Here is a 23,451-nt window from a genome sequence, read left to right on the forward strand (position 1 = left end):
CCCGTGGACGAGGGAACTTCGGGTCCCTCGTCCACGGACGGCTGCTTGAGCTCGACTGTCATGGGGTTTTCGTGCCGTTCATGACGTCGTCCATCTCCGCGGCGGCATCCGTTGTGGCTTCCTCAACACTCTTCTGGCCGGAAAGTATTGCCTGGATCATCGCATTGGTGGTCTTCTTGGCCTGCACGGCACCGTACTTGGGAGTGACGGGAACTGAGCCGCCGCCGTCGACCATCTGCTTGGCGAATGATTTCACCAGCGGGTCATCGGACTTCACGGTCTCGTTCAGCAGCGATTTGGTGCCGGGGAAGTACCCGCTCTGGTCGGCCCACTCCTGCGCGAACTTGCCGGTGCCCATCAACTTCACGAAAGCCCAGGCGAGGTCTTCGTTCTTTGCGGTGTTGAACACGCTCAGGTGCGAGCCGCCGAGGACCGACGGGCTGATGCCGCCGTCCTTGCCGGGGATGGGGACTGCGCCCAGCTTGCCCTCGAGTCCCGGAGCCTTCTTGACGATGGTGGCGGGGGTCCAGGATCCGGAGATGGCCATGGCGACCTTGCCCTGGGCGAAGTTATCGAGGACGTCGGTTTCCTTCCACGTGGTGGCGCCAGCGGTGGAGAAGCCGTGTTTGGTGGCCAGATCCGTATAGAACTGGATGCCTTCACGGGATTTGTCGCTGGCCAGGCCCGATTCCCAGCTCCCGCTCTTTTGCACTGAGACGTCCCCGCCTGCGCCCCACACCCAGGGATAGGCGTGCATTTCTGCGTCACCGGCAACCGGGAAGGGGATCAGGTCGGGGCGCTTGGCTTTGATGACATCGGCTGTGTCGACCAGTTCCTGCCAGGTAGTGGGGGCCGTCAGGCCCAGCTCCTCGAACACGTCGGTGCGGTAGATGATCGAGCGCACTCCGGCGTACCAGGGCATGCCGTAGAGGTCGCCGTCGTACGTGCCGGATTCGACCAGGCCTTTCACGAGGTCACCATCGAGGCCGGCTTCCTTGACCTTGGCGCCGATCGGCGCGAGTGCCCCGGCATCGGCGAACTCGGCCGTCCAGGTATTTCCGGTTTCAGCGACGTCCGGCGTCGTGTTGCCGGCAATGGCGGTCACGAAGCGGTCGTGAGCGTCGGCCCATTGCACATACTCGACGTTGAGCTTGGCCCCTGTCTCCTTGGTGAACTCCTGGCCGACCGAATCAAAGAACGCCTCAGAGTCGGGGTTGGTGCCTTTCATGATCCAGACGTTGAGCGTTTCGCCGTCGGCTTTGCTTGCATCTCCGCCCGTGGAGCTGCCGCCGCAAGCGGATAGGGACAGTGCCATGACGGCGGCCATGGCGGCGGAAAGGTAGCGCTTCTGCATGCGGTCTCCTCATTGAAACGTGTGAGCGGATTAAGCGCCCCGCTGTGGTGAAAATAATTATCCACTCATGAAACCATAGTCGAAACTTATTTTCCACCATGAGGCGGTCCCGTCGTCTGTTCGGCCTGCGTTGCCGGGGACAGCGCGACGGCGACGGCGGCGGTCGCCTACGCCGGCGGTCGCCTATGCCGGCAGGCGCCTATGCCGGCGGTCGCCTATGCCGGCGGTCGCCTACGCCGGCGGTCGCCTATGCCGGCAGGCGCCGGCCGGCCGCGAACACGGCGTCGACCGTGAGCTCATCGCTGAGAAGAACCGCGTCGGCGGCGTAACCGGCCGCAAGCAGACCGAGGTCATGGCTGCGCCCGATAGCCCGCGCGGGGGTTTCGGTCAGCGCCGTGACCGCCTCTTCGACAGGGATGCCCGACTCCCTAACCGCCCGGCGCAGGGCTGCGTCCAGGGTGAGCGTGGAGCCGGCGATGGCCCCCTCCATCCCGGTCCCGTCGCTGGCGAGGCGGGCCACGCCGCCGGTGACGGTGACGGCCAGTGACCCGAGCACATACTCACCGTCATCGGCACCGGCGGCGGCCATGGCGTCGGTGATCAAGGCGATCCGGCCCGGAGCGCCGGCGAAGGCCAGGCGCACCACCTCCGGGTGGACGTGGACCCCGTCGTTAATGATTTCCAGCGTCACTCCGGGCGAATGCGTTGCTGCTGCGACCGGTCCGGGTGCCCGGTGGTGGATGCCGTGCATGGCGTTGAAGGCGTGGGTCAGGATCGAGGCGCCGTCCTTGAACGCCGCCAGGGCCGTGGCGTAGTCGGCCGAACTGTGCCCGACAGCCACGGCGACACCGGCGTCGACGAGTGTACGGATGGCTTCCGGCGCGCCTGGCAGCTCAGGCGCCAGGGTCCATTGGCGCAGGTGGCCCCTGGCGGCGGTGAGCAGCCGGGCTATCGACTCACTGTCGGGGGCGCGGAGCAGTGCCGGGTCGTGCGCCCCCCGGAAGGAGTTGTCGAGGAAGGGACCTTCAAGGTGCGCGCCAAGCACCAGCGGGTTCGTCTCGGCCGCGTCGGCGACGGCGGCGAGCCGGAGTTCAAGGTCGCTTTGGCAGGCAGTGACGAGGGAGAGCACGGCGCGGGTGGTGCCGTGGCGGTGGTGGACGGCCAGGGCTTCACGGATGGCGCGGGCCCCCTCCGGGCCGCCAGTACCGACATCAAACGCAAACCCGCCGCCGCCGTGACAGTGGATGTCGATAAAGCCCGGGGTCAGCCGGCGGCCGGCGGCATCGGTCACGTCCCGGGCCGCAGCGCCCAGGGCCTGCCAGCCGGTGCCCGACCCGACAGCTGACACCGCAGTGCCCGTGAAAGCCACCCAGGCGTCGGCAGTGGTGCAGCCGCCGGAGACCAGGCGGGCGGAGTGGATGATGCAGGTGGGTGGAACAGTCATGATGCGACGATCACGTCCAGGCCCTGGTCCGCAAATGCGGCCCGCTGCTCCGAGCTGATCCCTGAGTCCGTGATGAGCCCGCTGAACCGGTGCAGCTCGCCTACGCGGGCGAACGCTACGCGGCCGATTTTGCTGGAGTCGGCCACGATCATGGCCCTGCCGGCGCGCTCTGCCATCAGGGAGTTGACGGCGGCCTCACGTTCATCGTTCACGGTTGGGCCAGCCTGTGGATCCAGCCCGTTCACGCCGATGAACGCGATGTCCATGCGCACCCGCTGCAGCACGGCATCGCTGTACGGGCCGACGAGTTCGTATGAGCGCGAGTGCACCACCCCGCCGGTCACCACGGTCTTGATTTGGGGGCGCATTGCCAATTGCGCGGCGATGTTGAGGGCATTGGTCACCACCGTCAGTGTGGCGTGCGGGGAGGCCTCCATGATGTCCGCTCGGGCACCCAGTACGCCGGCGATCGCCGTGCTGGTGGTGCCCCCGCAGAGCCCGACGACGGCGCCGCGGGCTACGAGGGCGCTGGCTGCGCGTGCGATCAGGAGCTTCTGCGGCGCGTTCTGCTCGCGTTTGTAGCGCAGGGGCAGGTCATAAGCAACGGATTGCCCGATCGCACCGCCCCGCGTGCGGGTGAGCAGCTGCTGGGCCGCGAGCGTGTCCAGATCCCGGCGCGCGGTTGCCGCCGAAACGCCGAGGCTGGTGATGATGTCATCGATCTCAATTTGGCCGGATTCGGCGAGCAGGTCGAGCACTGCGGCGAGGCGCTCCGTGCGGTCCAGTGTCATGCGGTTCCTGTCTCCATAAGAGTGGTGGCGCCAGAAAGGGCAGCCGGACGTTCAGCGGCGGCGCGGGCGCGCAGTGCCGCGCCGAGGAGTCCGGCGTTCTCCCCGGTCCGCGCAGGGAGCAGCAGCGGAGGGCGGTGGAAGGTGAGCAGCGCGCCGACACGTTCCCGCAGCGGGTCCCCGGCCATGACGTGTCTCCTACTCGGCTGCTTCGGTTCTGTTCCACGATCGATTCTGATCGCAAACGCCATCATCCGATCACTTTAGCTCGTCGGGCCGGCGGTCTCATCGTAGTTAGCATGACCGTACGGGTCATGAACCCTGCGGTGCACGGGCTATCGGCAGCGTCATTCCGCTGGGTTGGTGCCGGGCTTGGAAAACGCAACGGCCGAAGAGCACCACAGTTGCGCTCAACGATGCTATCCAGACGGCCGGCATCAGCGCCGGCGGGTTGCCGGCCAAAGGTATTGCGGTGGAGGACCGTTCCAGGCGGCAGTAGGCTTCCGATCATGCCTGTCCTTCCTTTGGCCTTCTGCGCGGTGCTCGGCATCCTTGCGGTGTTCCAGCTGCTGCTCATCACCGGGCTGCCCCTGGGCCGGTTCGCTTGGGGAGGCCAGAACCCGGTGCTGCCCGCGCGGCTCAGAGTCGGAAGTGCCGTGTCGATCGTCGTCTATGCGGCTTTCGCTCTCGTTGCGTTGGAACGAACCGGCCTGATCTCGATCCTCCCGTCGTCCTCTTTCACGGTGGCTGCGATGTGGGTGATTGCGGCCTACCTGCTCCTTAGCGTGCTGCCGAATCTCGCCTCGAAGAGCAGTCATGAAAGACGGGTGATGGTTCCGGTGTCCCTGGTCCTGGCAGGCCTTGCCTTTCTCATCGCGGCCGGGTGACCGGGCGGCGTTGCAACGCACAGTCGCCGGGGGCAACCCAGCGGCCGTTACGGACCCTGGGGTGCGGCCGAACGCTCGAGTGCTGTGGCGCAACGGGCCGCCGCCGTCGGTGACCACCGCGGACGCCATAACGTCCCCGCCGCAAACTTTTGCTCCTGATGGTGCAGCCAGAACACATCGGCGCGCTTGGCGATGACGGCGGCCGCCACTCGGCGCTCCCATTCGTCAATGATCACGTGCCGATCCAACGGGCCGCCGGTGCCTGTAAGAATGAGGGCATGGCCCTCCACGATTATCCGATCCGGCGGCTCGCAGAGGACCCTGCGAACACTTTGGACCGCTTACGGTGGCCTGCCTCCCTGCCCCCAATCGCCCAGGTCCTCGATCAAGGACTGGACCTGACGTCCGCCACCGTGCTGGTGGGCGAGAACGGGTCCGGAAAATCCACGCTGGTGGAAGCCATCGCGTTGGCTTACGGTTTGTCGCCTGAGGGGGGATCAACCGGAGCGCGGCACACGACCCGGGCCAGCGAATCCGCGCTCGCCGATCACCTGCAGCTGGTCCGGAACGCCGGTACCACCAGACGGGGCTACTTTCTCCGTGCGGAAACCATGCATGGGTTCTTCACCTATCTTGAGAGCAACCCGAGCACCGCCGGACCGGATATTCCGTTCCATGACATGTCCCATGGCGAGTCCTTCCTGGAGCTGGCCGTTAACCGATTCCACGGGGACGGACTGTGGGTGCTGGATGAGCCGGAATCCGCGTTGTCCTTTACCGGGTCCCTCACCCTGCTTGCCGTCCTGAAAGAGCTACTGGCCGCCGGCAAATCCCAGGTCATCATGTCCACCCACTCACCGGTGCTCGCTGCCCTTCCCGGCGCACAAATCCTCGAAGTGGGGCCCTGGGGGTTGCGGCCGCGGGTGTGGGCTGATCTGGACCTCGTCGCAAACTGGCGGTCGTTCCTGGACGCGCCGGAGCGGTACCTCCGCCATATGTAGGCGCGGCCGCCGGGGAGGCACGCCGGTCCGCTGTACCGTGGTGGCCAATGACTATTTCAAAGTATCTTGCGGCGTATGACCAGCAGCTTAGGACAGATGCGGAGACCCCCAGTGCGATCGCCGTTGAGCGGCTGGGCCCTCTGCGGCTGGTGACCTTCGAGGGCGGCCGCGGCTTCGTGACCTATCAGGACCTCGACGGGGCGGATGTTGAGACGATCGCTCGATGGGTGGCCGAAGCACTGGCGGTCTGCCGGGCAGATCCGGCAATTGCGCGGGTCGAATGGAAGACGCGCGGCCATGACCACGCCCCCGGACTCCACGGCGCGCTGCTCGCGAACGGATTCGAACCTTACGAGACCGAGGCAATCATGATCGGGCCGGCCGGTGTTCTCAGTGGCGAGGTGGAGCTTCCGCCAGGGGTGGGCCTGCGGCGGGTCACGGAGGAGCAGGACATCCGGGCCATGAGCGCCATGCAGGATGAGGTTTTTGGCAGTCCGCCCTCGGACGGCAACGCCGAGGCCGTCCTGCGCCGGGCCGCCCGCGGCGACGGGATGGAGCTGTGGGTTGCCGAACATCGAGGGGTGATCGTCAGCGCCGGCCGCCTTGAGCCGGTTCCCGGCACGGACTTTGCGGGAATCTGGGGCGGGGCGACGCGTGAGCAATGGCGCGGCCGGGGAATCTACCGTGCAGTCACCGCCGCCCGGGCCCGTGCCGCGCTCGCTCTGGGCAAGACGCTCATCCACAGCGATTCAACGGACTATTCACGGCCGATCCTGGAACGCTATGGCCTGCTTCGGGTCTCAACGACGACGCCGTACCGCTGGCGGCGCTGAACCGGAGCCTGTGTTCCCGCCCGCGGGTTTTATTCGGCGGAGGGCCGCTGCCGCTGCCGTTTCGTCGCTGACCGCTGTTCCTTGGCGGCCAGGCGGCGACGGTTCGAGCCCCGGGTGGGTTTGGTGGCCCGGCGGGGAGCAGACTCGGGGGTCAGCGCCCCCGCCGCCAGGCTGGTGAGCTTGGCCAACGCGATCTCGCGGTTGCGCAGCTGGGACCGCCGTTCTGAGGCGGTCACGGTCAGCACCCCGGCCACCAAGCGTTGTTCGAGCCGCGTGAGGAGTATCAGCCGCTGGCTTTCCGTCAGCACCGCCGAGGCGGCGACGTTCCACAGGAGCTCGACGCGGCTGTCCGAGGTGTTGACGTGCTGACCGCCAGGCCCGGAGGACCGCGAGAACCGCCAGCTGAGTTCTGCTGCCGGAATGGTGAGCACGGGCGACACCTCCAGATCCATGCCACCAGCGTTGCACGAAATAGTCCGGATCAAGAACCCCTTCTGCCTCGCTGCGCCCCGCATCGCCGGTTTCCGGCCAGCCCCTAGTGCACCAGGTCCTTGGGATACTCGTGGGGAACAGTTCCGCGGCCGGCAGTGACGAGGTCATCGGCGCCGACAGTGTGGTCCACTTCCACTACCTGCTGGGAGATGATCGGGCCCTCATCAAGCTCCGCATTGACGTCATGGGCGGTGGCGCCGACCGTTTCCATGCTCCTTCAGCACTGCTTGCCACCTGCTGAGTGGTCCGATCATGCGGTCCAGCCCAAGTGCTTCTGCCCGGATCCGGGGTGGTACGGCGTGTCCTCGCGTACGCGCCGGGCTATCGCACTCTGACCGGCAGCAACTGGGCTGGAACGTTTGGCAGCGGCATGTCCACGAGGCTGCTGCCCATTGCCGGGGGAGTGGGCCCTGCGGGTACTCCGGGAAGGCTCAGCCGGGACTAGACTCATCCCGGGCCGACGGGCCGACGGGCCGACGGGCTGCCTGCTGACGCGCCAGGCCGGCCCCGGACAAGGAGGTCAGGATGGCCGGCGGCAGCCGTGAACCCGGCAGGACGGTGACCTCAAAGGTCCTCTCCATCCTGGAAGCCTTCGAAGAGTCCCGGGGCGCCCTCAGCCTGACCGATATTGCGGAGACATCCGGACTGCCGTTGAGCACCACCCACCGCCTGGTCGCCGAACTCACCGACTGGGGGTTGCTTTCCCGCGAACCGAACGGGCGCTACCAGCTGGGCATCCGGCTCTGGGAGCTCGCCCAGAACACCGGGCGTCAGCTGCGTGACGCGGCCCGCCCGTACGTCCAGGACCTGTTCTCCCTCACCGGCGAAACCGCGCACCTGGCGGTCCGGGCAGGCCACGAGGTGCTCTATATCGACCGTGTTTACGGCTCCAAGCGGGTGCCGCGGGCCTCCCGGGTGGGCGGCCGGCTGCCCATGCACGCGACCGCCGTCGGCAAGGTCATCCTGGCCTACGAGGAGGACTGGGTGCGGGACGCGTACCTGAACCGGCAGCTGAAGCGGCACACCGCGCATACTCACGTGGACCCGAAAAAGCTGGCCGCGGAGTTGACCCGGATTCGCGGCCAGGGTTACGCCACGACGCTTGAGGAAGTCCGGTTGGGATCTTGTTCAATCGCCGTGCCGGTCTTCCATACCGGCAGGATCGGTGCCTCGATCGGATTGGTACTGCCCACCAGCCAGGCCGCCACGATGACCCGGCACCTGCCTGTCCTGCGGGGCATAGCCGCGCAGATTGAGCGTGCCACCGCGAGGATCCCGCTCGAAACGCTGCTGGGCAGCCATACGGCGGGGACGCATTGAGCCGCCGCCCGCTCTGCTGAGGCATGTCCCGGTCGAGGTGTCCTGTGACCGGGGCCGGCACCGTGAACTGCTGCAGTGCGGAAGCAACTGGTTTCCACTGAGTGGAAGTAAGCCTGTTCGCCGATAGTGATGGGGGCCACACTGGAATTTAAGAACCCCGGCATGCACTGGCGCTGCCGGCGGGACCGAAAACCAAGGAGCTCAGATGTCACCCTCGACGGAAACGGCCGGTCGCTGTCCCTTTGGACACGGCGCCGAAGCACCCGCAGGGCACCACGGTTACGAGCCGTTCCAGATGAAGGACCCCTTTCCGGCCTACGCCGAGCTCCGGGCCGAGCAGCCTGTGATGTTCGACGAGCGGGTCGGCCTCTACGTCGTTTCCCGTTACGAGGACATCAAAGCGGTCTTTGAGGACTGGCAGACCTTTTCCAGCGAAAACGCCCAGGCTCCCGTCCGCGAACGCGGCGCTGCCGCGAAGAAGATCATGGAGGACGGCGGCTTCACCGCGTATTCGGGCCTGTCCGCCCGCCGCCCGCCGGAACACACCCGTATCCGCGCCGTGGTCCAGAAAGCTTTCACGCCCCGCCGCTACAAGGCCCTGGAACCCTTCATCCGGCAGAACGTGGCCGGCCTGCTCGAAAAAATGCTGGCCCGTCCTGATCACCGCGGTGACATGGTCAAGGACCTCGCCTACGACGTCCCCACCATCACTATCCTCACCCTGATCGGCGCGGATGTCTCCCAGGTGGACACCTTCAAGCGCTGGAGTGATTCCCGCGCGGCGATGACCTGGGGCGACCTCAGCGATGATGAACAGATCCCGCACGCCCACAACCTCGTCGAGTACTGGCAGGAATGCCTCCGCCTGGTCAAGGTGGCCCACGAGGAAGGCGGTGACAACCTCACCGCGGACCTGGTGAAGTCGCAGCAGGAAGGCGCCGAGATCTCCGATCATGAGATCGCCTCGGTTCTCTACAGCCTGCTCTTCGCCGGCCATGAGACCACCACCACGCTGATCTCCAACGCCCTCCGCGAACTTCTGGCCCGCCCGGAGCAGTGGAAGCAGCTCGTCGAGGACCCCAAGAAAATCCCTGCCGCCATCGACGAAGTCCTGCGTTACGCCGGCTCGATCGTCGGCTGGCGGCGCAAGGCCCTCCAGAACACCGAGGTGGGCGGCGTCGCCATCGAGGAAGGCGCGCAGCTGCTGCTCCTGATGGGCTCCGCCAACCGCGACGAGAACAAGTTCAACGCCGGCGAGGACTTCGACATCACCCGCCCCAATGCCCGCGAGCACCTCTCCTTCGGGTACGGCATCCACTACTGCCTGGGCAATATGCTCGCCAAGCTCCAGGCCAAAATCGCGCTCGAGGAAGTGGCCCGGATCGCCCCGGACCTGCAGCTGGAGAAGCCGGAAGCCATCACCTTCCGCGAAAATCTCTCCTTCCGCGTCCCCGAGACCGTTCCCGTCAGCTGGAAGGCCTGAGAAATATGCAAAGCAACGACTACATCCAGTTCTTCGACGGCGGCATCGAACCGAAGTTGGAGAACCTCGGCGGCAAGGGCGCCTCCCTGGTCACCATGACCTCTGCCGGCATGCCCGTGCCGCCCGGCTTCGTGGTCACCACGGCCCAGTTCGACGCCTTCATGGAGGAGGCCGGCATCACCCGGCACATCCACCAGCTGCTCGCCGATCTGGACCCGGAGGACATGGGCCAGGTGGACAGGGTCTCCGCCGCCATCCGCGAGGACATCTGCTCCCGCCCGGTCCCGCAGGCCCTGCGTGAGCTCACCGTCACCGCCTACGAGGCCCTGATGTCCCGCTTCGAGGCACCCGTCCCGGTGGCCGTGCGCTCCAGCGCCACCGCAGAGGACCTCCCGGACGCCTCCTTCGCCGGGCAGCAGGACACTTACCTCTGGCTCGACGGCGTCAAGGCCGTCACTGAACACATCCGCCAGTGCTGGGCCTCGCTCTTCACCTCCCGCGCCATCATCTACCGGCTCAAGAACAACATCCCCAACGAGGGCCTCTCCATGGCTGTCGTGGTGCAGAAGATGGTCAACGCCCGGGTCTCCGGCGTCGCGATCACCATGGACCCCACCAACGGCGACCGCTCCAAGATCACCATCGACTCCTCCTACGGCGTCGGAGAGATGGTTGTCTCCGGCCAGGTCACCCCGGACAACATCAAACTGGACAAGGTCACCCTGACGGTCATCTCCGAGCACCTCGGTGACAAGCATGCCGAACTCGTCCCGGACGCCGTGGCCGGCCGCCTGGTGGAACGCGAAGTCGACGCTGAACGCCGGGGGCGCCGAAGCCTCAGCGACGTCGAACTCACCGCCGTCGCGCAGATGGCCAAGCGCGCGGAGAAACACTACAGGTGCCCGCAGGATATCGAGTGGGCCCTCGACGCGGACCTGCCCGACGGTGAGAACCTGCTCCTGCTGCAATCCCGCCCGGAAACCGTGCACTCCTCCAAGCCGACGGTGGTCACTCAAACAGTCCCGTCCTCCGCCACCGCCGGCGGCTACTTCAGCGGACTCAGCCCCGCGCCCCTCAAGCCCACCTTTTAGCAAGTTTTGACCCGCTCGTCCGCTCCGTCACCCAGGCTCAACGCCGAGCCCGTATTGAAAGGACCGCCATGTCCCTGAAGTCCTTCCCCAAACCCTCCGAGCTTGCGGTTCCGGCCGGCGCCGAGGGCTGGGAAAAAATCTACCCGTATTACCTGGTCTTCCAGGACAAGCTCAAGGAACAGGAGGACGCCAAGTTCTGGTTCTGCGACAGCCAGCACTGGCCCACGGTGTTCAAGCCGTTCGAGACAATCGGCGGCGAATTCGCGGTCAAATGCCTGGGCCAGTACAACGCCCGGCACCTGATGATCCCCAACGCCAACGGCATCGAATTCCGGGTGCACCTGGGCTACCTCTACATGTCGCCCATCCCGGTGCCGGAAGACCAGATCGCCGCACGCGTGCCCCTCTTCGAACAGCGCGTGGGCCATTACTTCCAGAACTGGGACCAGCTTCTCAAGCAGTGGCACGTCAAGGTCAAGGGCACCATCGACGAGATGGAAACCATCTCCTTCCCCAAGCTCCCGGACGTGGTCCCGATGGAGGACATCCTCTCCGGCAAGGGCAAGGACGGCTCCGAGAAGCTGCTGGAGAGCTACGACCGCCTGATCCAGCTGGCGTACCAGAACTGGCAGTACCACTTCGAGTTCCTCAATCTCGGCTACATCGCCTATTTGGACTTCTTCAACTTCTGCAAGCAGGTCTTCCCCAGCATCCCGGACCAGTCCATCGCCACCATGGTCCAGGGCGTCGACATGGAACTCTTCCGCCCGGATGACGAGTTGAAGGGGCTGGCCAAACTGGCCGTCGAACTGAAGCTGCAGCCGCATTTTGCCAACACGGACGACGTCGAGTCCACCCTTGCTGCCATCGCGGCGGCCCCCGGGGGGGACCGCTGGACGGCCCAGTACGAGGCCGCCAAAGATCCGTGGTTTAACTTCACCGTGGGCAACGGCTTCTACGGCCACGACAAGTACTGGAACGAACACCAGGAAATCCCGCTCGGCTACGTCGCGGACTACATCCGCCGCGTGGACGAGGGCCAGGAAATCATGCGCCCGGTCGCGGCCCTCATCATCGAACGGGACCGGATCATCGAGGAATACCGGGACCTCCTGGAAGGCGAAAACCAGGCACTCTTTGACGCCAAGCGCGGGCTCGCGGCCACCGCCTACCCGTATGTGGAGAACCACAACTTCTACATCGAGCACTGGACCATGGGCGTCTTCTGGCGCAAGATCCGCGAACTCAGCCGCATGATGCAGGCCGAGGGTTTCTGGACCGAACCCGATGACCTGCTCTACCTGGGCCGCAACGAGGTCCGCGACGCACTCTTCGACCTCGTCACCGGCTGGGGCGTCGGCGCCAAACCGATCGGCCCGGACTACTGGCCGGAGGAGATCGAGCGCCGCCGCGGGATCGTGGATGCGCTCAAGACCGCCCGGCCGGCCCCGGCGCTGAACACCCCGCCGGACATCATCACCGAACCCTTCACCCGGATGCTCTGGGGCATCACCACGGAACAGGTCCAGCAGTGGCTGGGTGCCGGCGAAGCGGTCGAGGGCGGCGGCCTGCGCGGCATGGCAGCTTCGCCCGGTGTCGTCGAAGGCCTGGCCCGGGTGGTCACCGACGCGGACCAGCTCTCCGAGGTCCAGCAGGGCGAGATCCTCGTCGCCACCGTCACGGCACCGTCCTGGGGCCCGATCTTCGGCAAGATCAAAGCCACGGTCACGGACATCGGCGGCATGATGAGCCACGCGGCGATCGTCTGCCGGGAATACGGCCTCCCGGCCGTAACGGGTACCGGCTCGGCGTCCACCACGATCAAGACCGGCCAGCGGTTGCGGGTGGACGGGACCAAGGGCACCGTCCAGATCCTCGACGCAGAGGAACCGGAGCTCCAGGTCACCGGGCCCGGCGCGCACAGCCACAGCCATGTCTGACCCGAATATGCTTCCTGCGGAATATGATGGCGCCGGGCAGCCGGGCGCAGCTGGCGGGGCGGAATTGCCCGGCCCCGCGGGCAAATCCGCCCGCACCGTCCTGATCACCGGAGCCGCCGGCGGCCTGGGCCGGGCGTTCGCGCTCGGCTTCGGCCGCCGCAGCTACCGCGTGGCGGTGGCGGACGTGAACCTCGACGGCGCGGAGGAAACGGCCAAATTGGTCCTCGACACCGGGGCCGACGCGGCAGCCTTCCACGCCGACGTCACCAGCGTTGACTCCACCGAAGCCCTCGCGAGAGGCTGCGCCGACTTCGGCAACGGAAGCATCGACGTCGTGCTGAACAACGCCGCGGTGTACGCCGGGGTGACCCGCAGCCCGTTCGAGGACATCGATCCGGCCGAATGGGACCTCGTGATGAACGTCAACCTCAAGGGCCCCTGGCTCATGACGCGGGCCGCCAGCCCGTACTTGCCCGAGGGCGGGCGCGTCATCAACCTCTCCAGCGCCACGATCTTCAGCGGCTCGGAGCAGTGGCTCCACTACGTCGCCTCCAAGGGCGGGGTGGTGGCCCTGACCCGGGTACTGGCCAAGGAACTGGGCCGGCGGGGAATTACGGTCAACGCGATCGCCCCCGGCTTCACCCTCACCGAGGCCAGCTACGGGCTGATGGAGAACGCCGAGAACTACGGTGTGGACCGCGGCGCAATCAAGCGGGCCAGCCAGCCGGAGGACATCGTGGGCGCGGCGCTCTTCCTGGCCGGGCCGGACAGTTCCTATTACACCGGGCAGACCATGGTGGTCGACGGCGGCCGCCAGTTCATCTGACCGCTCCCTTTCCCGCTCAACTTCCGCTTTCAACCCCAAGGAGAACCAATGCCAACGGTTCATTTCACCGACGCCGAGGGCGCTGTCCGCGACGTCCAGGGCAATCCCGGCGACTCTGTCATGGAAACGGCGGTGCGCAACGGCGTCCCCGGCATCGTGGCCGAATGCGGCGGTTCGCTGTCCTGCGCCACCTGCCACGTCTTTGTCCGCCAGGACTGCCTGTCGAAGCTCCCGCCGATGGAGGACATGGAGGACGAGATGCTCTACGGCACCGCCGTGGACCGCGAGGGCAACTCCCGGCTGTCCTGCCAGGTCCGCCTCACCGACGAGCTGGAACTGTTCGTCACCACCCCGGAAACCCAGGTGTAGGAATGGGCACCTCTGTTGCCGCCCCCACTGAGCAGACCGCCACTGAGCATGTCCCCGCAGCGCAGGCCGCCGCCGTTGCCGCGGCTCCGGCGGACAGCTCCACCCGCACCGGCCTGCTGATTATCGGAGCCAGCCAGTCCGGCGTCCAGCTTGCGGTCTCGCTGCGTGCGCTCGGCTTCGACGAGCACATCACCCTTCTCGGCGACGAGGACCACCGCCCCTACCAGCGCCCGGCCCTGTCCAAGGAGTTCCTTCAGGGCACGGTGGAGAGCGAATCCCTGATTTTCCGCTCCAACGAGTACTGGGCCGAGCACAACGTGGACCTGGTCAAGGGCGAATACATTGTCAGGATCGACAAGGAGGCGGACGGTTCGGGAGTGGCGCACTCTTCCTCCGGCAGGCAGTTCCCCTTCAAGCGCCTCGCCCTCACGGTCGGTGCCCGCGCCCGGAAACTGGAGATCGAAGGCGGTGGCCTCGGCGGCGTGCTCTACCTGCGCAACGCCGACGACGCCCTGGCACTCAAGGCCAGGGTGGGCGACGCGCAGGACGTCGTGGTGATCGGCGGCGGTTTCATCGGCCTCGAGGCCGCGTCCAGCCTGCAAAAGATGGGTAAGAACGTCACCGTGCTGGAATTTGGTCCGCGTCTGGTGGGCCGCGCCGTCGGCGAGGAAACAGCCGAGTACTTCCTGCAGGCGCACCGGGCCCGCGGCCTGGACATCCGGCTCAGCACGAGCGCCAAGCGCTTCACCGCCGGCGCGGGTGGCGCGGACGACGGCGGCGCGGTTGCCGGCGTCGAACTCCAGGACGGTACGGTGCTGCCCGCGCAGATCGTACTCGTCGGCATCGGGGTCATCCCCAACACCCAACTGGCCGAACAGCTTGGCCTGGCCGTGGACAACGGGATCGTCGTGGACCGCTTCGCGCTGGCCTCGGACGGCAGCACGGTGGCGATCGGTGACTGCGCCAATATGCCCAACCCGGTGCCCGGCTCGCAACCCGGCGAGCGGATCCGGTTGGAAAGCGTCAACAACGCGATCGAACACGCCAAGGTGGCGGCCTACTCGCTCACCGGCCGGCGCGAGGAATACGCCGGCATCCCGTGGTTCTGGTCCAACCAGGCAGACCTCAAACTGCAGATCGCCGGACTCTGCAACGGTTACGACCAGACCGTGCTGCGCCGCGACGGGGAACGCGGCAAATTCAGCGTCCTGTACTACCGCCTGGGCCGGGTCATCGCCGCGGACTGCGTCAACGCCCCGCTGGACTTCATGGCCGTCAAAAACGCGCTCGCCAAGGGCCACAACATCCCCGCCGGCGCCGCCGCGGACCCGGCCACCCCCCCTCAAGACGATCACCACGGACAGCTAACTGCACTCAGACAGTAAGCCGGCCCCACCCGAAGGAGCATTATGACCACCCCCAAGACCCCGGTCGCCGAGACCGGCGCCGCGACCCCGGTTTCCGATGATCCGGCGGCAGTCAATCCCGCTGCTGCGACGTTCGCCGCCGCGTACCCGGTCCGGCCAATTCCGGCGCAGGGACCGGTGGACATCGCCCCGATCGCCACCACCCCGGCGGCGCTTGACGACCTTGACGGGCTCTGGCGGGCCGTGGTGCGGGAAACCCGTACCCGCGGTAACGACATCCACCTGCCCATCTCTCTCGCCTTCGCTGAACGCCTTTGCCGGGCCTACCCGGAGGCCGACGCGGAACTGGTCCGGGTGTCCACGCTGCTGCACGACACCGGCTGGGCCCATGTGGATGAGTCCCGCATTATTTCTGAGGGCTTCGCCGGGGACTGGCGTAAGGCCGCCATTCGTTATGAACACGAGAAGCAGGGCTGCGACGTTGCCCGCCGGGTGCTCCCGGGCCTCGGCTACTCCGCAGAGTTCACCGCCCGCATCTGCGACATTATCGACGGCCACGACACCCGCCCTGTGGCCCATTCGCTGGAGGACGCCCTGATGCGCGACGCCGACCGGCTCTGGCGCTTCGACCAGGCAGGGATTGCCCTGGCATCCTCCTGGTTCAAGATGGACCCGGCCACCTACACGGACCGGCTGACCGCAGAAATTGTGCCGGAGCTCATCACCCAGGCGGCCCATGACATGGCCGCCGCCGACCTGAACCGCTCCACCGCCCTGCTCAAGACGGCGGTCATCCGATGACTGCTGCCACGCACGATGCTCCCGCCCTGGCAGCCCGGGCCGCACTGAGACTGCCGTACACCCACGTCGATGACATGTTCATCGACGGTGCGTGGACGCCGGCGCGGGGCGCCGGCCGCAACCCGGTCACCGACCCCGCCACCGGCGAAGTCTGGGGCTCTGTCCCGGACGGCACCGCCGAGGACGTCGACGCCGCCGTCGGATCCGCACGCAGGGCGTTCGACACCGGGCCGTGGCCGCGGTTGACGCCGTCGGCGCGGGCCGCGTATCTGCTGCGCATCGCCGCGGAGGTGGAGAAGCGGGCCGGGGAACTTTCGCTGACGAACACCCGCGAAAACGGCTCGCCGGTCTCCGAATCCACCGGCGCGGCCGCCAACGCGGCCGGCATCTTCCGTTACTTCGCCACCTTGGCCGATTACCTTGAGCGTGAGGACGTACGGGCCTTTCCCAAGGGTGGCGGGGAATCAGTGGTCCGGCGCGAACCGATCGGGGTGTGCGCACTGATCGCGCCGTGGAATTTCCCGATCAACCTCGTGGTCATCAAGCTCGCCCCGGCACTGCTGGCCGGCTGCACGGTGGTCATCAAACCGGCGTCGCCCACCCCGCTGTCCCTGCGGATAATCATCGATGCGGTCGCTGCCGCCGGCGTCCCGGCCGGCGTCGTCAACTTTGTCACCGGCTCCGGCCGCCTGGGGGATGAACTTGTGAAGCACCCGGGCGTGGACAAGGTGGCTTTCACAGGTTCCACGCCGGTGGGCCGGAGAATCGCGGCGGCATGCGGTGAGCTGCTGCGCCCCGTCACCCTGGAACTCGGCGGCAAGTCCAGCGCAATTGTGCTGCCGGACGCAGACCTCGCCGCGATGTCCAAGGTGTTGATCCGGTCCTCCCTGCGCAACACCGGGCAGACATGCTACATCTCAACCCGGATCCTCGCCCCCGCGAGCCGCTACCAGGAAGTGGTGGACATGGTCACGGCCACTATCGCAGCGGGCAAGCAGGGCGACCCGCTGGACCCCGACACGGTGTTCGGCCCGTGTGCCACCGAATCCCAGTACCGCACCGTCCTGGAGTACGTGGAATCCGGGCTGGCCGAAGGTGCCCGCGCCACCACCGGTGGCAGCGCGGCGTCCCAGGGCAACGGGCTCGAGGGCGGGTATTTCGTGGAACCCACCGTGTTCGCCGACGTCACCCCGGACATGCGGATCTCACGTGAGGAGATCTTCGGGCCGGTCCTGTGCATCCTGCGGTACAACGACGACGACGGCAGCGTTGACGAGGCCGTTGCGCTGGCCAACAACACCGACTTCGGTCTGGGCGGACTGGTGTTCGGCAGCGACCCCGGGGCCACACTGGCCGTCGCGGACCGGATGGACACCGGTTCGGTGGGTATCAACTTCTTCGCCTCCAACCACGCGGCACCGTTCGGCGGCCGGCACGATTCAGGGCTGGGCACCGAATACGGCGTCGAGGGGCTCAATGCCTACGTCAGTTACAAATCGATCCACCGGAAAGCGTAGCGCCGCCCCGCACGGCAAGCGTGTGGGAGCGGTCGGCCTCCGCCGCACGGCTCTACGCGGGGCTCCGCTCTTCGGGCTACAGTTCATCCAGGGGCCCGCCCCTGGACAGCGCTATTGGCATCGCCGCGAACGACGGCGGAGAAGTACACCCGGGAGTTTTCAGTGCGGCACGGATCCACGCCCACCATCCGCGACGTCGCGGAGGCCGCGGGCGTGTCCCTGACCACGGTTTCGTACGTGCTTTCCGGCCGCCCCGGTGGCACCACGCGGATCAGCCAGCCCACCCAGGACAGGGTTTCTGCCGCGGCCCGGGAACTGGGCTACGTGCCCAACCGGGCTGCCCGCGGGATGCGGCGCGGACGCACCGACGTCGTGGCCGTGGCGGTCACGGACCTCGATCACTCCTGGGACCGCGCCCTGGCCGGAGCAGCGGTCAAGGTTCTGCTCCGCCGCGGCTACCAGCCGGTCGTCCTGGTGGGTGAAAGCTGGCGGCAGTTCATGCTCTCCGGAGGCGCCGACGGTGTCATTTTGGGTTCGCACCCGGTGGTCCGCACCGGCGACGACCTCGCAGCGATGAAGGAACTCAGCATCCGCGGCGCCGCACAGCTGCTCTTCTCCGGCACCGTGCAGGTGGACGGCGTCGACGTCCTGGCCCCGGGCCCGGCTCCGGATACGCTGGCGGAGCGCGCCGTCGCGACATTGCTCGACCGGCTGTCCGCATAGGCGCCTGAGCCCGCCGGTGCTACCCGTCCTGCAGCGGGCGGCGGGCCAGCCACGCCGCGACGACGGCGCCGGAGATATTGTGCCAGAGCGAGAACACAGCCGAGGGGAGCGCTGTCAGCGGGCTGAAGTGCGCCGTGGCCAGGGTGGCGGCCAGGCCGGAATTCTGCATTCCTACCTCGAATGCCAGGGCGCGGCGGGCCTTGTCATCCAGGCGGCCCACTTTGCCGGCCAGGTAGCCCAGACCCAGTCCAAAGCCATTGTGCAACACCACGGCCAGGAAAACGATCCCGCCGGCGGCGACGATTTTGCTGGCGCTCCCGGCCACCACAATCGCCACGATCAGGGAAATCACGACGGCGGAGGCCCAGGGCAGGACCGGCAGGACCTTGGCGATGAATTTCTTGAAGAAGAGGCGGGCCAGGAGGCCGGCAATTACCGGCAGCAGAACGGTCTTGACGATGTCCAGCACCATGCCGCCGGCGTCGATCTGCAAGTAGGAGCCAGCCAGGAACAGCACCAGCAAAGGCGTCACGATCGGCGCGATCAGGGTGGAGACGGACGCTACGGCGACGGACAGGGCAACGTCGCCCTTGGCCAGGAATGCCATGACGTTCGAGGCGGTGCCTGAGGGTGCGCAGCCCACCAGGATGAGGCCCACAGCCAGTTCCGGCTGCAGGTTCAAGGCGAGGGCGATCAGCCACCCTGCACCGGGCATGATGACGTAGTGCGCCACGATGCCGAGAACCACGGCCCACGGTCGCTTAGCAACGGAGGCAAAGTCGGGCGGCGTGAGGGTCAGCCCCATACAGAACATGATGATGCCCAGCAGATACGGCACGCCGGGTCCCAGGGGCTTGAAGGCGCCCGGAAGCAGATACCCGGCGACGCCGGCGATAACCACCAGCAGCGGAAAGGCGGTCACCGCGATGCGCGCGATTCTGGCCTCCGCGGCGAGGGCCGGATTCTCCGGGGCCGGGCCATCGCCGTTCTGCGGATTGGACTGCGGGGATTTGGTTGCCTCAAGCATCCAAGCATGCTGCCATCGCGGCCGCGGGCTGGCTAGTTCATGACGACCTCGTGCACGAATATGTCGGATTTTTGGGCGGTTGTCTTTCGCCCGGGTGGCGGCGGAGCCGCTCAGGCGGTGAGACCGCGCAGCCTGGCGATGAAGTCGTCCGCCTGGGCGAGATTGCGCGCCATCTTGGCCCGCTGGTGCCCGGCGTGCTCCAGGATTTCCGCCAGGCGGAGCGTGGCTCCCGGCTTGCCCGGACTGTTGGCCAGCAGGCCCAGTATCTCGGCCATCTCCTCAAGCGAGAACCCCAGCGGCTTCATCTGCTTGATGACCATCAGCCGTGCGAAGTCATCCGGCGAATACACCCTGAAGCCGCCGTCCGTCCGGGCGGTGGCGGGGAGCAGCCCGACGTCGTCGTAGTGGCGGATGGTCCGCAGGGACAGACCGGTCCGCTCTGCCAGTTCACCGATGTGCATGGTGTCGGCGGTCTTGCCGGTCATCAGGGCCCCCATCTCTTCGGATTCAAACTCTACCATCACGTTAGGGTAGAGTTGTCGGCGTGGGGTTGAGACGGGCACGACCCGTCTCCCCTTTTCCGGCGCGAAGCTGCGCCCCTCATTCATCAGCAGAACAAAGCCGCCGTCGAGCGTCATTCTTAACCACGAACGGAGCCAGGAATGGCCGTCACCAAAGTTGAACACCGCCCGGCAGTCACGCCCGAACAGCTTCAATCGGTGCGGGAGACCCTGAAGTCCCCGCGCCGATTGAAGACGGAAGTCCTCGCCGGACTCGTCGTTGCGCTGGCTCTCATTCCGGAGGCCATCGCGTTCTCGATCATCGCCGGCGTGGATCCGCGGATTGGACTCTTCGCCTCCTTCACCATGGCCGTCACCATCGCTGTCGTCGGCGGCCGGCCGGCCATGATCTCGGCAGCTACCGGCGCGATTGCCCTCGTGATTGCCCCGCTGGTGAGGTCCCACGGCGTGGACTACTTCATCGCCGCCGTCATCCTCGCCGGCATCTTCCAGATCATCCTGGGCCTCTCCGGTGTCGCGAAACTGATGCGGTTCATCCCCCGCTCGGTGATGGTGGGCTTCGTCAACGCCCTGGCCATCCTGATCTTTCTGTCCCAGGTCCCGGAACTCCTTGGCGTCCCCTGGCTGGTCTACCCCCTCGTTATCCTGGGCCTGGTCATTGTGTTCGGCCTGCCCAGACTCACCAGGGCCGTCCCGGCACCCCTCGTCGCGATCGTCGTCCTCACTCTGATTACGGTGTTCGCAGCCGTCGCGGTCCCCACCGTGGGCGACAAGGGCGAACTCCCGGACTCGCTGCCCACCCTCTTCGTTCCGAACCTCCCGTTCAGCCTCGAGACCCTGCAACTCATCTTCCCGTTCGCCCTCGCGATGGCCTTCGTGGGACTCCTGGAATCCCTGATGACTGCCAAGCTGGTCGACGACGTCACCGACACCCGCTCCCACAAGACCCGCGAGGCCTGGGGACAGGGCGTCGCCAACATCGTCACCGGTTTCTTCGGCGGCATGGGCGGCTGCGCCATGATCGGCCAGACCATGATCAACGTCAAAGCCTCCGGCGCCCGCACCCGGATCTCCACCTTCCTGGCCGGTGTCTTCCTGCTCATCCTTGTGGTGGTCCTCGGCGGCATTGTCTCGCTGATCCCCATGGCGGCGCTGGTCGCCGTCATGATCTTCGTGTCGGTGGCAACCTTCGACTGGCACAGCATCCGGATCAGCACCCTGAAACGCATGCCCAAAAGTGAAACCGCTGTCATGCTCGCCACCGTGATCGTCACCGTCGCCACCCATAACCTGGCCATCGGCGTCGGAGTCGGCGTGCTGGTCGCGATGGTGATGTTCGCCCGCAGGGTCGCCCACTTCGTCACCGTCGAACGCACCGTCACTAGCGCCGGCGGTACCGAAACAGCCACCTATGTGGTGGACGGCGAGCTGTTCTTTGCCTCCTCCAACGACCTCTACACACAGTTCGAATATGCACTGGATCCCGAGCGCGTGGTCATTGACATGCATGCCTCCCACCTGTGGGACGCCTCCACGGTTGCTGCACTGGATGCCATCACGGAGAAGTACCGCCACCACGGCAAGGTCGTGTTAATCGTCGGCCTGAACGACGCCAGCGTCACGATGCGCGACCGCCTCGGCGGCAAGCTGGGCGCCGGCCACTAGGGTGCGCTCCCGCCAGGTTGCTTGTGTCCGAGAGCGGAAAATCCGGGCACACCGGGTGGGTTCGCCGGGTTCGGTAGGCTCGACCGCAATGATCGCCCCGCTCAAGGAGAACCCGCTATGGCTGCCGACAGTCCGACAATTCTCGCAACCTCCGGTGGTTACAAGCCGGGGGCCCGCACACGCTTGGAATTCAACCAGCTGGTCCATCACGCGGTGGACCTGTCCGGGGTCAGCGGCAGAGCCCCCAGGATCGCCCATGTCGGCACCGCCAGCGGTGACCAGCGATGGTTCAACAACGAGATCAGCGAAGCGGGGAACGTTGCCGGTTTCCACCTCACGCACCTGAACCTGTTCCCCATGCCCAACGTGGGCAACATTGAGGAATACCTGCTCGGCCAGGACGTCGTATGGGTCAACGGCGGCTCCGTGGCCAATCTGCTCGCCGTTTGGCATGCCCACGACCTGGGTCCGGTCTTCCGGCGCGTCTGGGAGGCCGGAGTGGTGCTGGCCGGCGTTTCGGCCGGTTCGATCTGCTGGTTCAAGGGCGGAACGACCGACTCATTCGGTCCTGAGCTTCGCGCCGTGGACAACGGCCTCGGTCTGCTCCCGTACGACAACGGGGTCCACTACGACTCCGAAGGCGCACGGCGGCCGCTGGTGCACCGCCTGGTGGCGGACGGAACCCTGGGCGAGACCCACTGCACCGACGACGGCGTGGGCCTGCTCTACCACGGAAGAGAGTTGGTCGGGGCAGTGACGGAGACGCCCGGCAAGGCCGCCTACCGGGTGAGGCTGACCTCCAGCGCCGGCTCCGCCGCGGAGGTCGTCGAGGAAAGGCTTGAGCCGACCGGGCTCTAGCGACGGACGCCTACCCCTGCGTCAGCCGGAAGCGCTCCAGCTGCTTGAGCCGCCGCAAGAGGCTGTCACGGCGCGGGTGGGGTACGGCGTCGGCCGGCTCCGCAGTGAGGTCGATATGTTTGGTGCCGTACTGCCACAACAGCAGGTCATCGAGCAACCGGTCCGGTCCGGGGGAGTAGCGGTGGTCCAGAGCCTTGCGGACCTCGGTGATGCGGTTGGCGCTGAGCAGCCCGGCCAGCTGGACGGTCTGGTTGAGCCCGTGCGCTGCCATCAGCTCGGCGGCCCAGCCCCAGTCATCGTCGACTTTCCGGTCCACGTGCGGAAGGAGTGTGCGCCACACGTCACGGATCCGGTTCGGGGTGAGCTGCGCGGCCCCTTCACCGTCCATGTCCCAGTAGCTGCGGACCTCCTCGTAGCGTTCGTGCAGGTCAGCGAAGGCTCCCTCCACGGTTTCCAGCATGGCGGCCGTCGCCGTGAACTGGCGGTCGAAGTGCGGCGTCCAGGCCCGAGGATCCTCGGCCTTGAACCGGATGTCGTGCTCGATCTCGCTCCAAGCGTGCGCGAACACAGTCCGGATCTGGCATTCGAAGAAGTAGCTGCCGTTGGGCTGCGCCTCCGCGTTGAAGGCCTGCTGGTATTCCTTGACGGTCTCGTTCTGGATGGTCCGCAGGATCAGGTGCCGGCTGGAATAGCCGTACGTTCCCGATTCGATGGAGCCGATGTCCTTCTCGCGGTCGCCGCGGCAGTCAAAAAGCTGGCGCTGGCGCTTGATCAAGTTGGCCACCACCGCGTTTTCCGCCGGCAGCTTAGTGATCACCCGGATGCCCACCATGTCATTGAGGGTCCGGAACGGGTCCGGGAACTTCAGCACGGGCGGACCGCCCGGCTCCAGCGGCTCCTCAATACGGGAAATCTTCTCGCGGAAGGATTCCACCGTCTTGGTCCGGCCGGTGACGAACAGCGGGGTTACCTCCGTGCCCTTGAGCATGCTCCGCAGGGTCAGCAGGACCTCGCGGGTGACCAGCTTCAGGGCAGGACGCACCCGCTCGTAGAGTTCCACGTTTTCCTGCACGGACTCGCGCAGTTTCGGGTCCAGTCGATCCCAGTTGCTCGCCATGCCTCCAGCTTACGGCCGGGGTATGAC

At 66.6% G+C, this 23,451-nt stretch carries 24 protein-coding genes and 1 pseudogene; 15 read left to right on the forward strand and 10 right to left on the reverse strand.

The window, feature by feature from the left end; translation table 11 throughout:
- Positions 1 to 58: 58 nt before the first annotated feature.
- From VUN84_00280 to VUN84_00295, 4 genes are all read right to left on the reverse strand, one after another.
- Entirely contained in the window at positions 59 to 1,354 is a 1,296-nt protein-coding gene (locus tag VUN84_00280; GenBank protein ID XAS64170.1) for a sugar ABC transporter substrate-binding protein, read from the reverse strand.
- 247 nt (positions 1,355 to 1,601) lie between these two features.
- Positions 1,602 to 2,798: an N-acetylglucosamine-6-phosphate deacetylase gene (gene nagA, locus VUN84_00285; GenBank protein ID XAS64171.1), complete on the reverse strand. Its 1,197-nt coding sequence runs from the start codon at positions 2,796 to 2,798 to the stop codon at positions 1,602 to 1,604.
- On the reverse strand, positions 2,795 to 3,583 hold the full coding sequence (locus VUN84_00290) for a DeoR/GlpR family DNA-binding transcription regulator (GenBank protein ID XAS65898.1): 789 nt from the start codon (positions 3,581 to 3,583) through the stop codon (positions 2,795 to 2,797). Before VUN84_00290 ends, nagA begins: the two co-directional genes overlap by 4 nt.
- Before the next feature lie 2 nt (positions 3,584 to 3,585).
- Positions 3,586 to 3,774, reverse strand: a complete 189-nt coding sequence (locus VUN84_00295; GenBank protein XAS64172.1) for a hypothetical protein — start codon at positions 3,772 to 3,774, stop codon at positions 3,586 to 3,588.
- Between the two features lie 321 nt (positions 3,775 to 4,095).
- On the opposite strand from VUN84_00295, the gene VUN84_00300 reads away from it, so the two are divergent.
- Positions 4,096 to 4,473, forward strand: a complete 378-nt coding sequence (locus VUN84_00300) for a hypothetical protein (GenBank protein ID XAS64173.1) — start codon at positions 4,096 to 4,098, stop codon at positions 4,471 to 4,473.
- A 47-nt stretch (positions 4,474 to 4,520) separates the two neighbouring features.
- Here the strand turns inward: VUN84_00300 and VUN84_00305 are convergent, their stop codons facing one another.
- The gene (locus VUN84_00305; protein ID XAS64174.1) at positions 4,521 to 4,709 is read right to left on the reverse strand and encodes a hypothetical protein; all 189 of its coding nucleotides are present in this window, start codon (positions 4,707 to 4,709) and stop codon (positions 4,521 to 4,523) included.
- Positions 4,710 to 4,751: 42 nt separating this feature from the next.
- On the opposite strand from VUN84_00305, the gene VUN84_00310 reads away from it, so the two are divergent.
- Together VUN84_00310 and VUN84_00315 are read left to right on the forward strand one after the other, a co-directional pair.
- Positions 4,752 to 5,474: an AAA family ATPase gene (locus VUN84_00310; protein ID XAS64175.1), complete on the forward strand. Its 723-nt coding sequence runs from the start codon at positions 4,752 to 4,754 to the stop codon at positions 5,472 to 5,474.
- Positions 5,475 to 5,521: 47 nt separating this feature from the next.
- Positions 5,522 to 6,307, forward strand: coding sequence for a GNAT family N-acetyltransferase (locus tag VUN84_00315; protein XAS64176.1), 786 nt, complete (start codon positions 5,522 to 5,524; stop codon positions 6,305 to 6,307).
- Between the two features lie 29 nt (positions 6,308 to 6,336).
- Here the strand turns inward: VUN84_00315 and arfB are convergent, their stop codons facing one another.
- Positions 6,337 to 6,759, reverse strand: a complete 423-nt coding sequence (gene arfB, locus VUN84_00320; protein XAS64177.1) for an alternative ribosome rescue aminoacyl-tRNA hydrolase ArfB — start codon at positions 6,757 to 6,759, stop codon at positions 6,337 to 6,339.
- Between the two features lie 119 nt (positions 6,760 to 6,878).
- Positions 6,879 to 7,016: pseudogene (locus VUN84_00325) on the reverse strand (formyltetrahydrofolate deformylase).
- Positions 7,017 to 7,324: 308 nt separating this feature from the next.
- On the opposite strand from VUN84_00325, the gene VUN84_00330 reads away from it, so the two are divergent.
- From VUN84_00330 to VUN84_00375, 10 genes are all read left to right on the forward strand, one after another.
- Entirely contained in the window at positions 7,325 to 8,119 is a 795-nt protein-coding gene (locus VUN84_00330) for an IclR family transcriptional regulator (GenBank protein XAS64178.1), read from the forward strand.
- A 205-nt stretch (positions 8,120 to 8,324) separates the two neighbouring features.
- Entirely contained in the window at positions 8,325 to 9,602 is a 1,278-nt protein-coding gene (locus VUN84_00335) for a cytochrome P450 (GenBank protein XAS64179.1), read from the forward strand.
- 5 nt (positions 9,603 to 9,607) lie between these two features.
- Entirely contained in the window at positions 9,608 to 10,693 is a 1,086-nt protein-coding gene (locus tag VUN84_00340; GenBank protein XAS64180.1) for a PEP/pyruvate-binding domain-containing protein, read from the forward strand.
- A gap of 68 nt (positions 10,694 to 10,761) precedes the next feature.
- On the forward strand, positions 10,762 to 12,633 hold the full coding sequence (locus tag VUN84_00345) for a PEP-utilizing enzyme (GenBank protein XAS64181.1): 1,872 nt from the start codon (positions 10,762 to 10,764) through the stop codon (positions 12,631 to 12,633).
- A complete protein-coding gene (locus VUN84_00350; GenBank protein XAS64182.1) occupies positions 12,626 to 13,459 on the forward strand; it encodes an SDR family oxidoreductase in 834 nt (277 codons plus the stop codon). Before VUN84_00345 ends, VUN84_00350 begins: the two co-directional genes overlap by 8 nt.
- Positions 13,460 to 13,507: 48 nt before the next feature.
- On the forward strand, positions 13,508 to 13,828 hold the full coding sequence (locus tag VUN84_00355) for a 2Fe-2S iron-sulfur cluster-binding protein (protein ID XAS64183.1): 321 nt from the start codon (positions 13,508 to 13,510) through the stop codon (positions 13,826 to 13,828).
- A gap of 2 nt (positions 13,829 to 13,830) precedes the next feature.
- Complete coding sequence (locus VUN84_00360; GenBank protein ID XAS64184.1) at positions 13,831 to 15,213, forward strand: FAD-dependent oxidoreductase; 1,383 nt, start codon at positions 13,831 to 13,833, stop codon at positions 15,211 to 15,213.
- A gap of 24 nt (positions 15,214 to 15,237) precedes the next feature.
- Positions 15,238 to 15,996 (forward strand): HD domain-containing protein, encoded by a 759-nt coding sequence (locus tag VUN84_00365; protein ID XAS64185.1) that lies wholly within the window; start codon positions 15,238 to 15,240, stop codon positions 15,994 to 15,996.
- Positions 15,993 to 17,513, forward strand: a complete 1,521-nt coding sequence (locus VUN84_00370; protein XAS64186.1) for an aldehyde dehydrogenase family protein — start codon at positions 15,993 to 15,995, stop codon at positions 17,511 to 17,513. The genes VUN84_00365 and VUN84_00370 overlap by 4 nt, the downstream gene beginning before the upstream one ends.
- 114 nt (positions 17,514 to 17,627) lie before the next feature.
- Positions 17,628 to 18,236 (forward strand): LacI family DNA-binding transcriptional regulator, encoded by a 609-nt coding sequence (locus VUN84_00375; protein ID XAS64187.1) that lies wholly within the window; start codon positions 17,628 to 17,630, stop codon positions 18,234 to 18,236.
- Positions 18,237 to 18,255: 19 nt separating this feature from the next.
- Here the strand turns inward: VUN84_00375 and VUN84_00380 are convergent, their stop codons facing one another.
- Entirely contained in the window at positions 18,256 to 19,263 is a 1,008-nt protein-coding gene (locus tag VUN84_00380) for a bile acid:sodium symporter family protein (GenBank protein ID XAS64188.1), read from the reverse strand.
- Between the two features lie 110 nt (positions 19,264 to 19,373).
- Complete coding sequence (locus tag VUN84_00385; protein XAS64189.1) at positions 19,374 to 19,784, reverse strand: MerR family transcriptional regulator; 411 nt, start codon at positions 19,782 to 19,784, stop codon at positions 19,374 to 19,376.
- A 141-nt stretch (positions 19,785 to 19,925) separates the two neighbouring features.
- Here VUN84_00385 and VUN84_00390 point away from each other — a divergent pair, with 141 nt between their 5' ends.
- Both VUN84_00390 and VUN84_00395 read left to right on the forward strand, forming a co-directional pair.
- Positions 19,926 to 21,449: a SulP family inorganic anion transporter gene (locus VUN84_00390; protein XAS64190.1), complete on the forward strand. Its 1,524-nt coding sequence runs from the start codon at positions 19,926 to 19,928 to the stop codon at positions 21,447 to 21,449.
- A gap of 117 nt (positions 21,450 to 21,566) precedes the next feature.
- Positions 21,567 to 22,307 carry a peptidase E gene (locus VUN84_00395; protein XAS64191.1) on the forward strand — a complete coding sequence of 247 codons (741 nt, stop codon included), beginning with the start codon at positions 21,567 to 21,569 and terminating at the stop codon, positions 22,305 to 22,307.
- A 10-nt stretch (positions 22,308 to 22,317) separates the two neighbouring features.
- Here VUN84_00395 and VUN84_00400 read toward each other — a convergent pair whose 3' ends face one another.
- Positions 22,318 to 23,424: a RelA/SpoT domain-containing protein gene (locus VUN84_00400; protein XAS64192.1), complete on the reverse strand. Its 1,107-nt coding sequence runs from the start codon at positions 23,422 to 23,424 to the stop codon at positions 22,318 to 22,320.
- Between the last annotated feature and the right edge of the window lie 27 nt (positions 23,425 to 23,451).

The organism is Micrococcaceae bacterium Sec5.8, assembly GCA_039636775.1.
Lineage (GTDB): Bacteria > Actinomycetota > Actinomycetes > Actinomycetales > Micrococcaceae > Arthrobacter.

Coding starts and splice junctions, on each gene's coding strand:
- VUN84_00280 (XAS64170.1), bottom strand. CDS start 1,354: ATGCAGAAGCGCTACCTTTCCGCCGCCATGGCCGCCGTCATGGCACTG.
- nagA (XAS64171.1), bottom strand. CDS start 2,798: ATGACTGTTCCACCCACCTGCATCATCCACTCCGCCCGCCTGGTCTCC.
- VUN84_00295 (XAS64172.1), bottom strand. CDS start 3,774: ATGGCCGGGGACCCGCTGCGGGAACGTGTCGGCGCGCTGCTCACCTTC.
- VUN84_00300 (XAS64173.1), top strand. CDS start 4,096: ATGCCTGTCCTTCCTTTGGCCTTCTGCGCGGTGCTCGGCATCCTTGCG.
- VUN84_00310 (XAS64175.1), top strand. CDS start 4,752: ATGGCCCTCCACGATTATCCGATCCGGCGGCTCGCAGAGGACCCTGCG.
- VUN84_00315 (XAS64176.1), top strand. CDS start 5,522: ATGACTATTTCAAAGTATCTTGCGGCGTATGACCAGCAGCTTAGGACA.
- arfB (XAS64177.1), bottom strand. CDS start 6,759: ATGGATCTGGAGGTGTCGCCCGTGCTCACCATTCCGGCAGCAGAACTC.
- VUN84_00330 (XAS64178.1), top strand. CDS start 7,325: ATGGCCGGCGGCAGCCGTGAACCCGGCAGGACGGTGACCTCAAAGGTC.
- VUN84_00335 (XAS64179.1), top strand. CDS start 8,325: ATGTCACCCTCGACGGAAACGGCCGGTCGCTGTCCCTTTGGACACGGC.
- VUN84_00340 (XAS64180.1), top strand. CDS start 9,608: ATGCAAAGCAACGACTACATCCAGTTCTTCGACGGCGGCATCGAACCG.
- VUN84_00345 (XAS64181.1), top strand. CDS start 10,762: ATGTCCCTGAAGTCCTTCCCCAAACCCTCCGAGCTTGCGGTTCCGGCC.
- VUN84_00350 (XAS64182.1), top strand. CDS start 12,626: ATGTCTGACCCGAATATGCTTCCTGCGGAATATGATGGCGCCGGGCAG.
- VUN84_00355 (XAS64183.1), top strand. CDS start 13,508: ATGCCAACGGTTCATTTCACCGACGCCGAGGGCGCTGTCCGCGACGTC.
- VUN84_00360 (XAS64184.1), top strand. CDS start 13,831: ATGGGCACCTCTGTTGCCGCCCCCACTGAGCAGACCGCCACTGAGCAT.
- VUN84_00365 (XAS64185.1), top strand. CDS start 15,238: ATGACCACCCCCAAGACCCCGGTCGCCGAGACCGGCGCCGCGACCCCG.
- VUN84_00370 (XAS64186.1), top strand. CDS start 15,993: ATGACTGCTGCCACGCACGATGCTCCCGCCCTGGCAGCCCGGGCCGCA.
- VUN84_00380 (XAS64188.1), bottom strand. CDS start 19,263: ATGCTTGAGGCAACCAAATCCCCGCAGTCCAATCCGCAGAACGGCGAT.
- VUN84_00385 (XAS64189.1), bottom strand. CDS start 19,784: ATGGTAGAGTTTGAATCCGAAGAGATGGGGGCCCTGATGACCGGCAAG.
- VUN84_00390 (XAS64190.1), top strand. CDS start 19,926: ATGGCCGTCACCAAAGTTGAACACCGCCCGGCAGTCACGCCCGAACAG.
- VUN84_00395 (XAS64191.1), top strand. CDS start 21,567: ATGGCTGCCGACAGTCCGACAATTCTCGCAACCTCCGGTGGTTACAAG.
- VUN84_00400 (XAS64192.1), bottom strand. CDS start 23,424: ATGGCGAGCAACTGGGATCGACTGGACCCGAAACTGCGCGAGTCCGTG.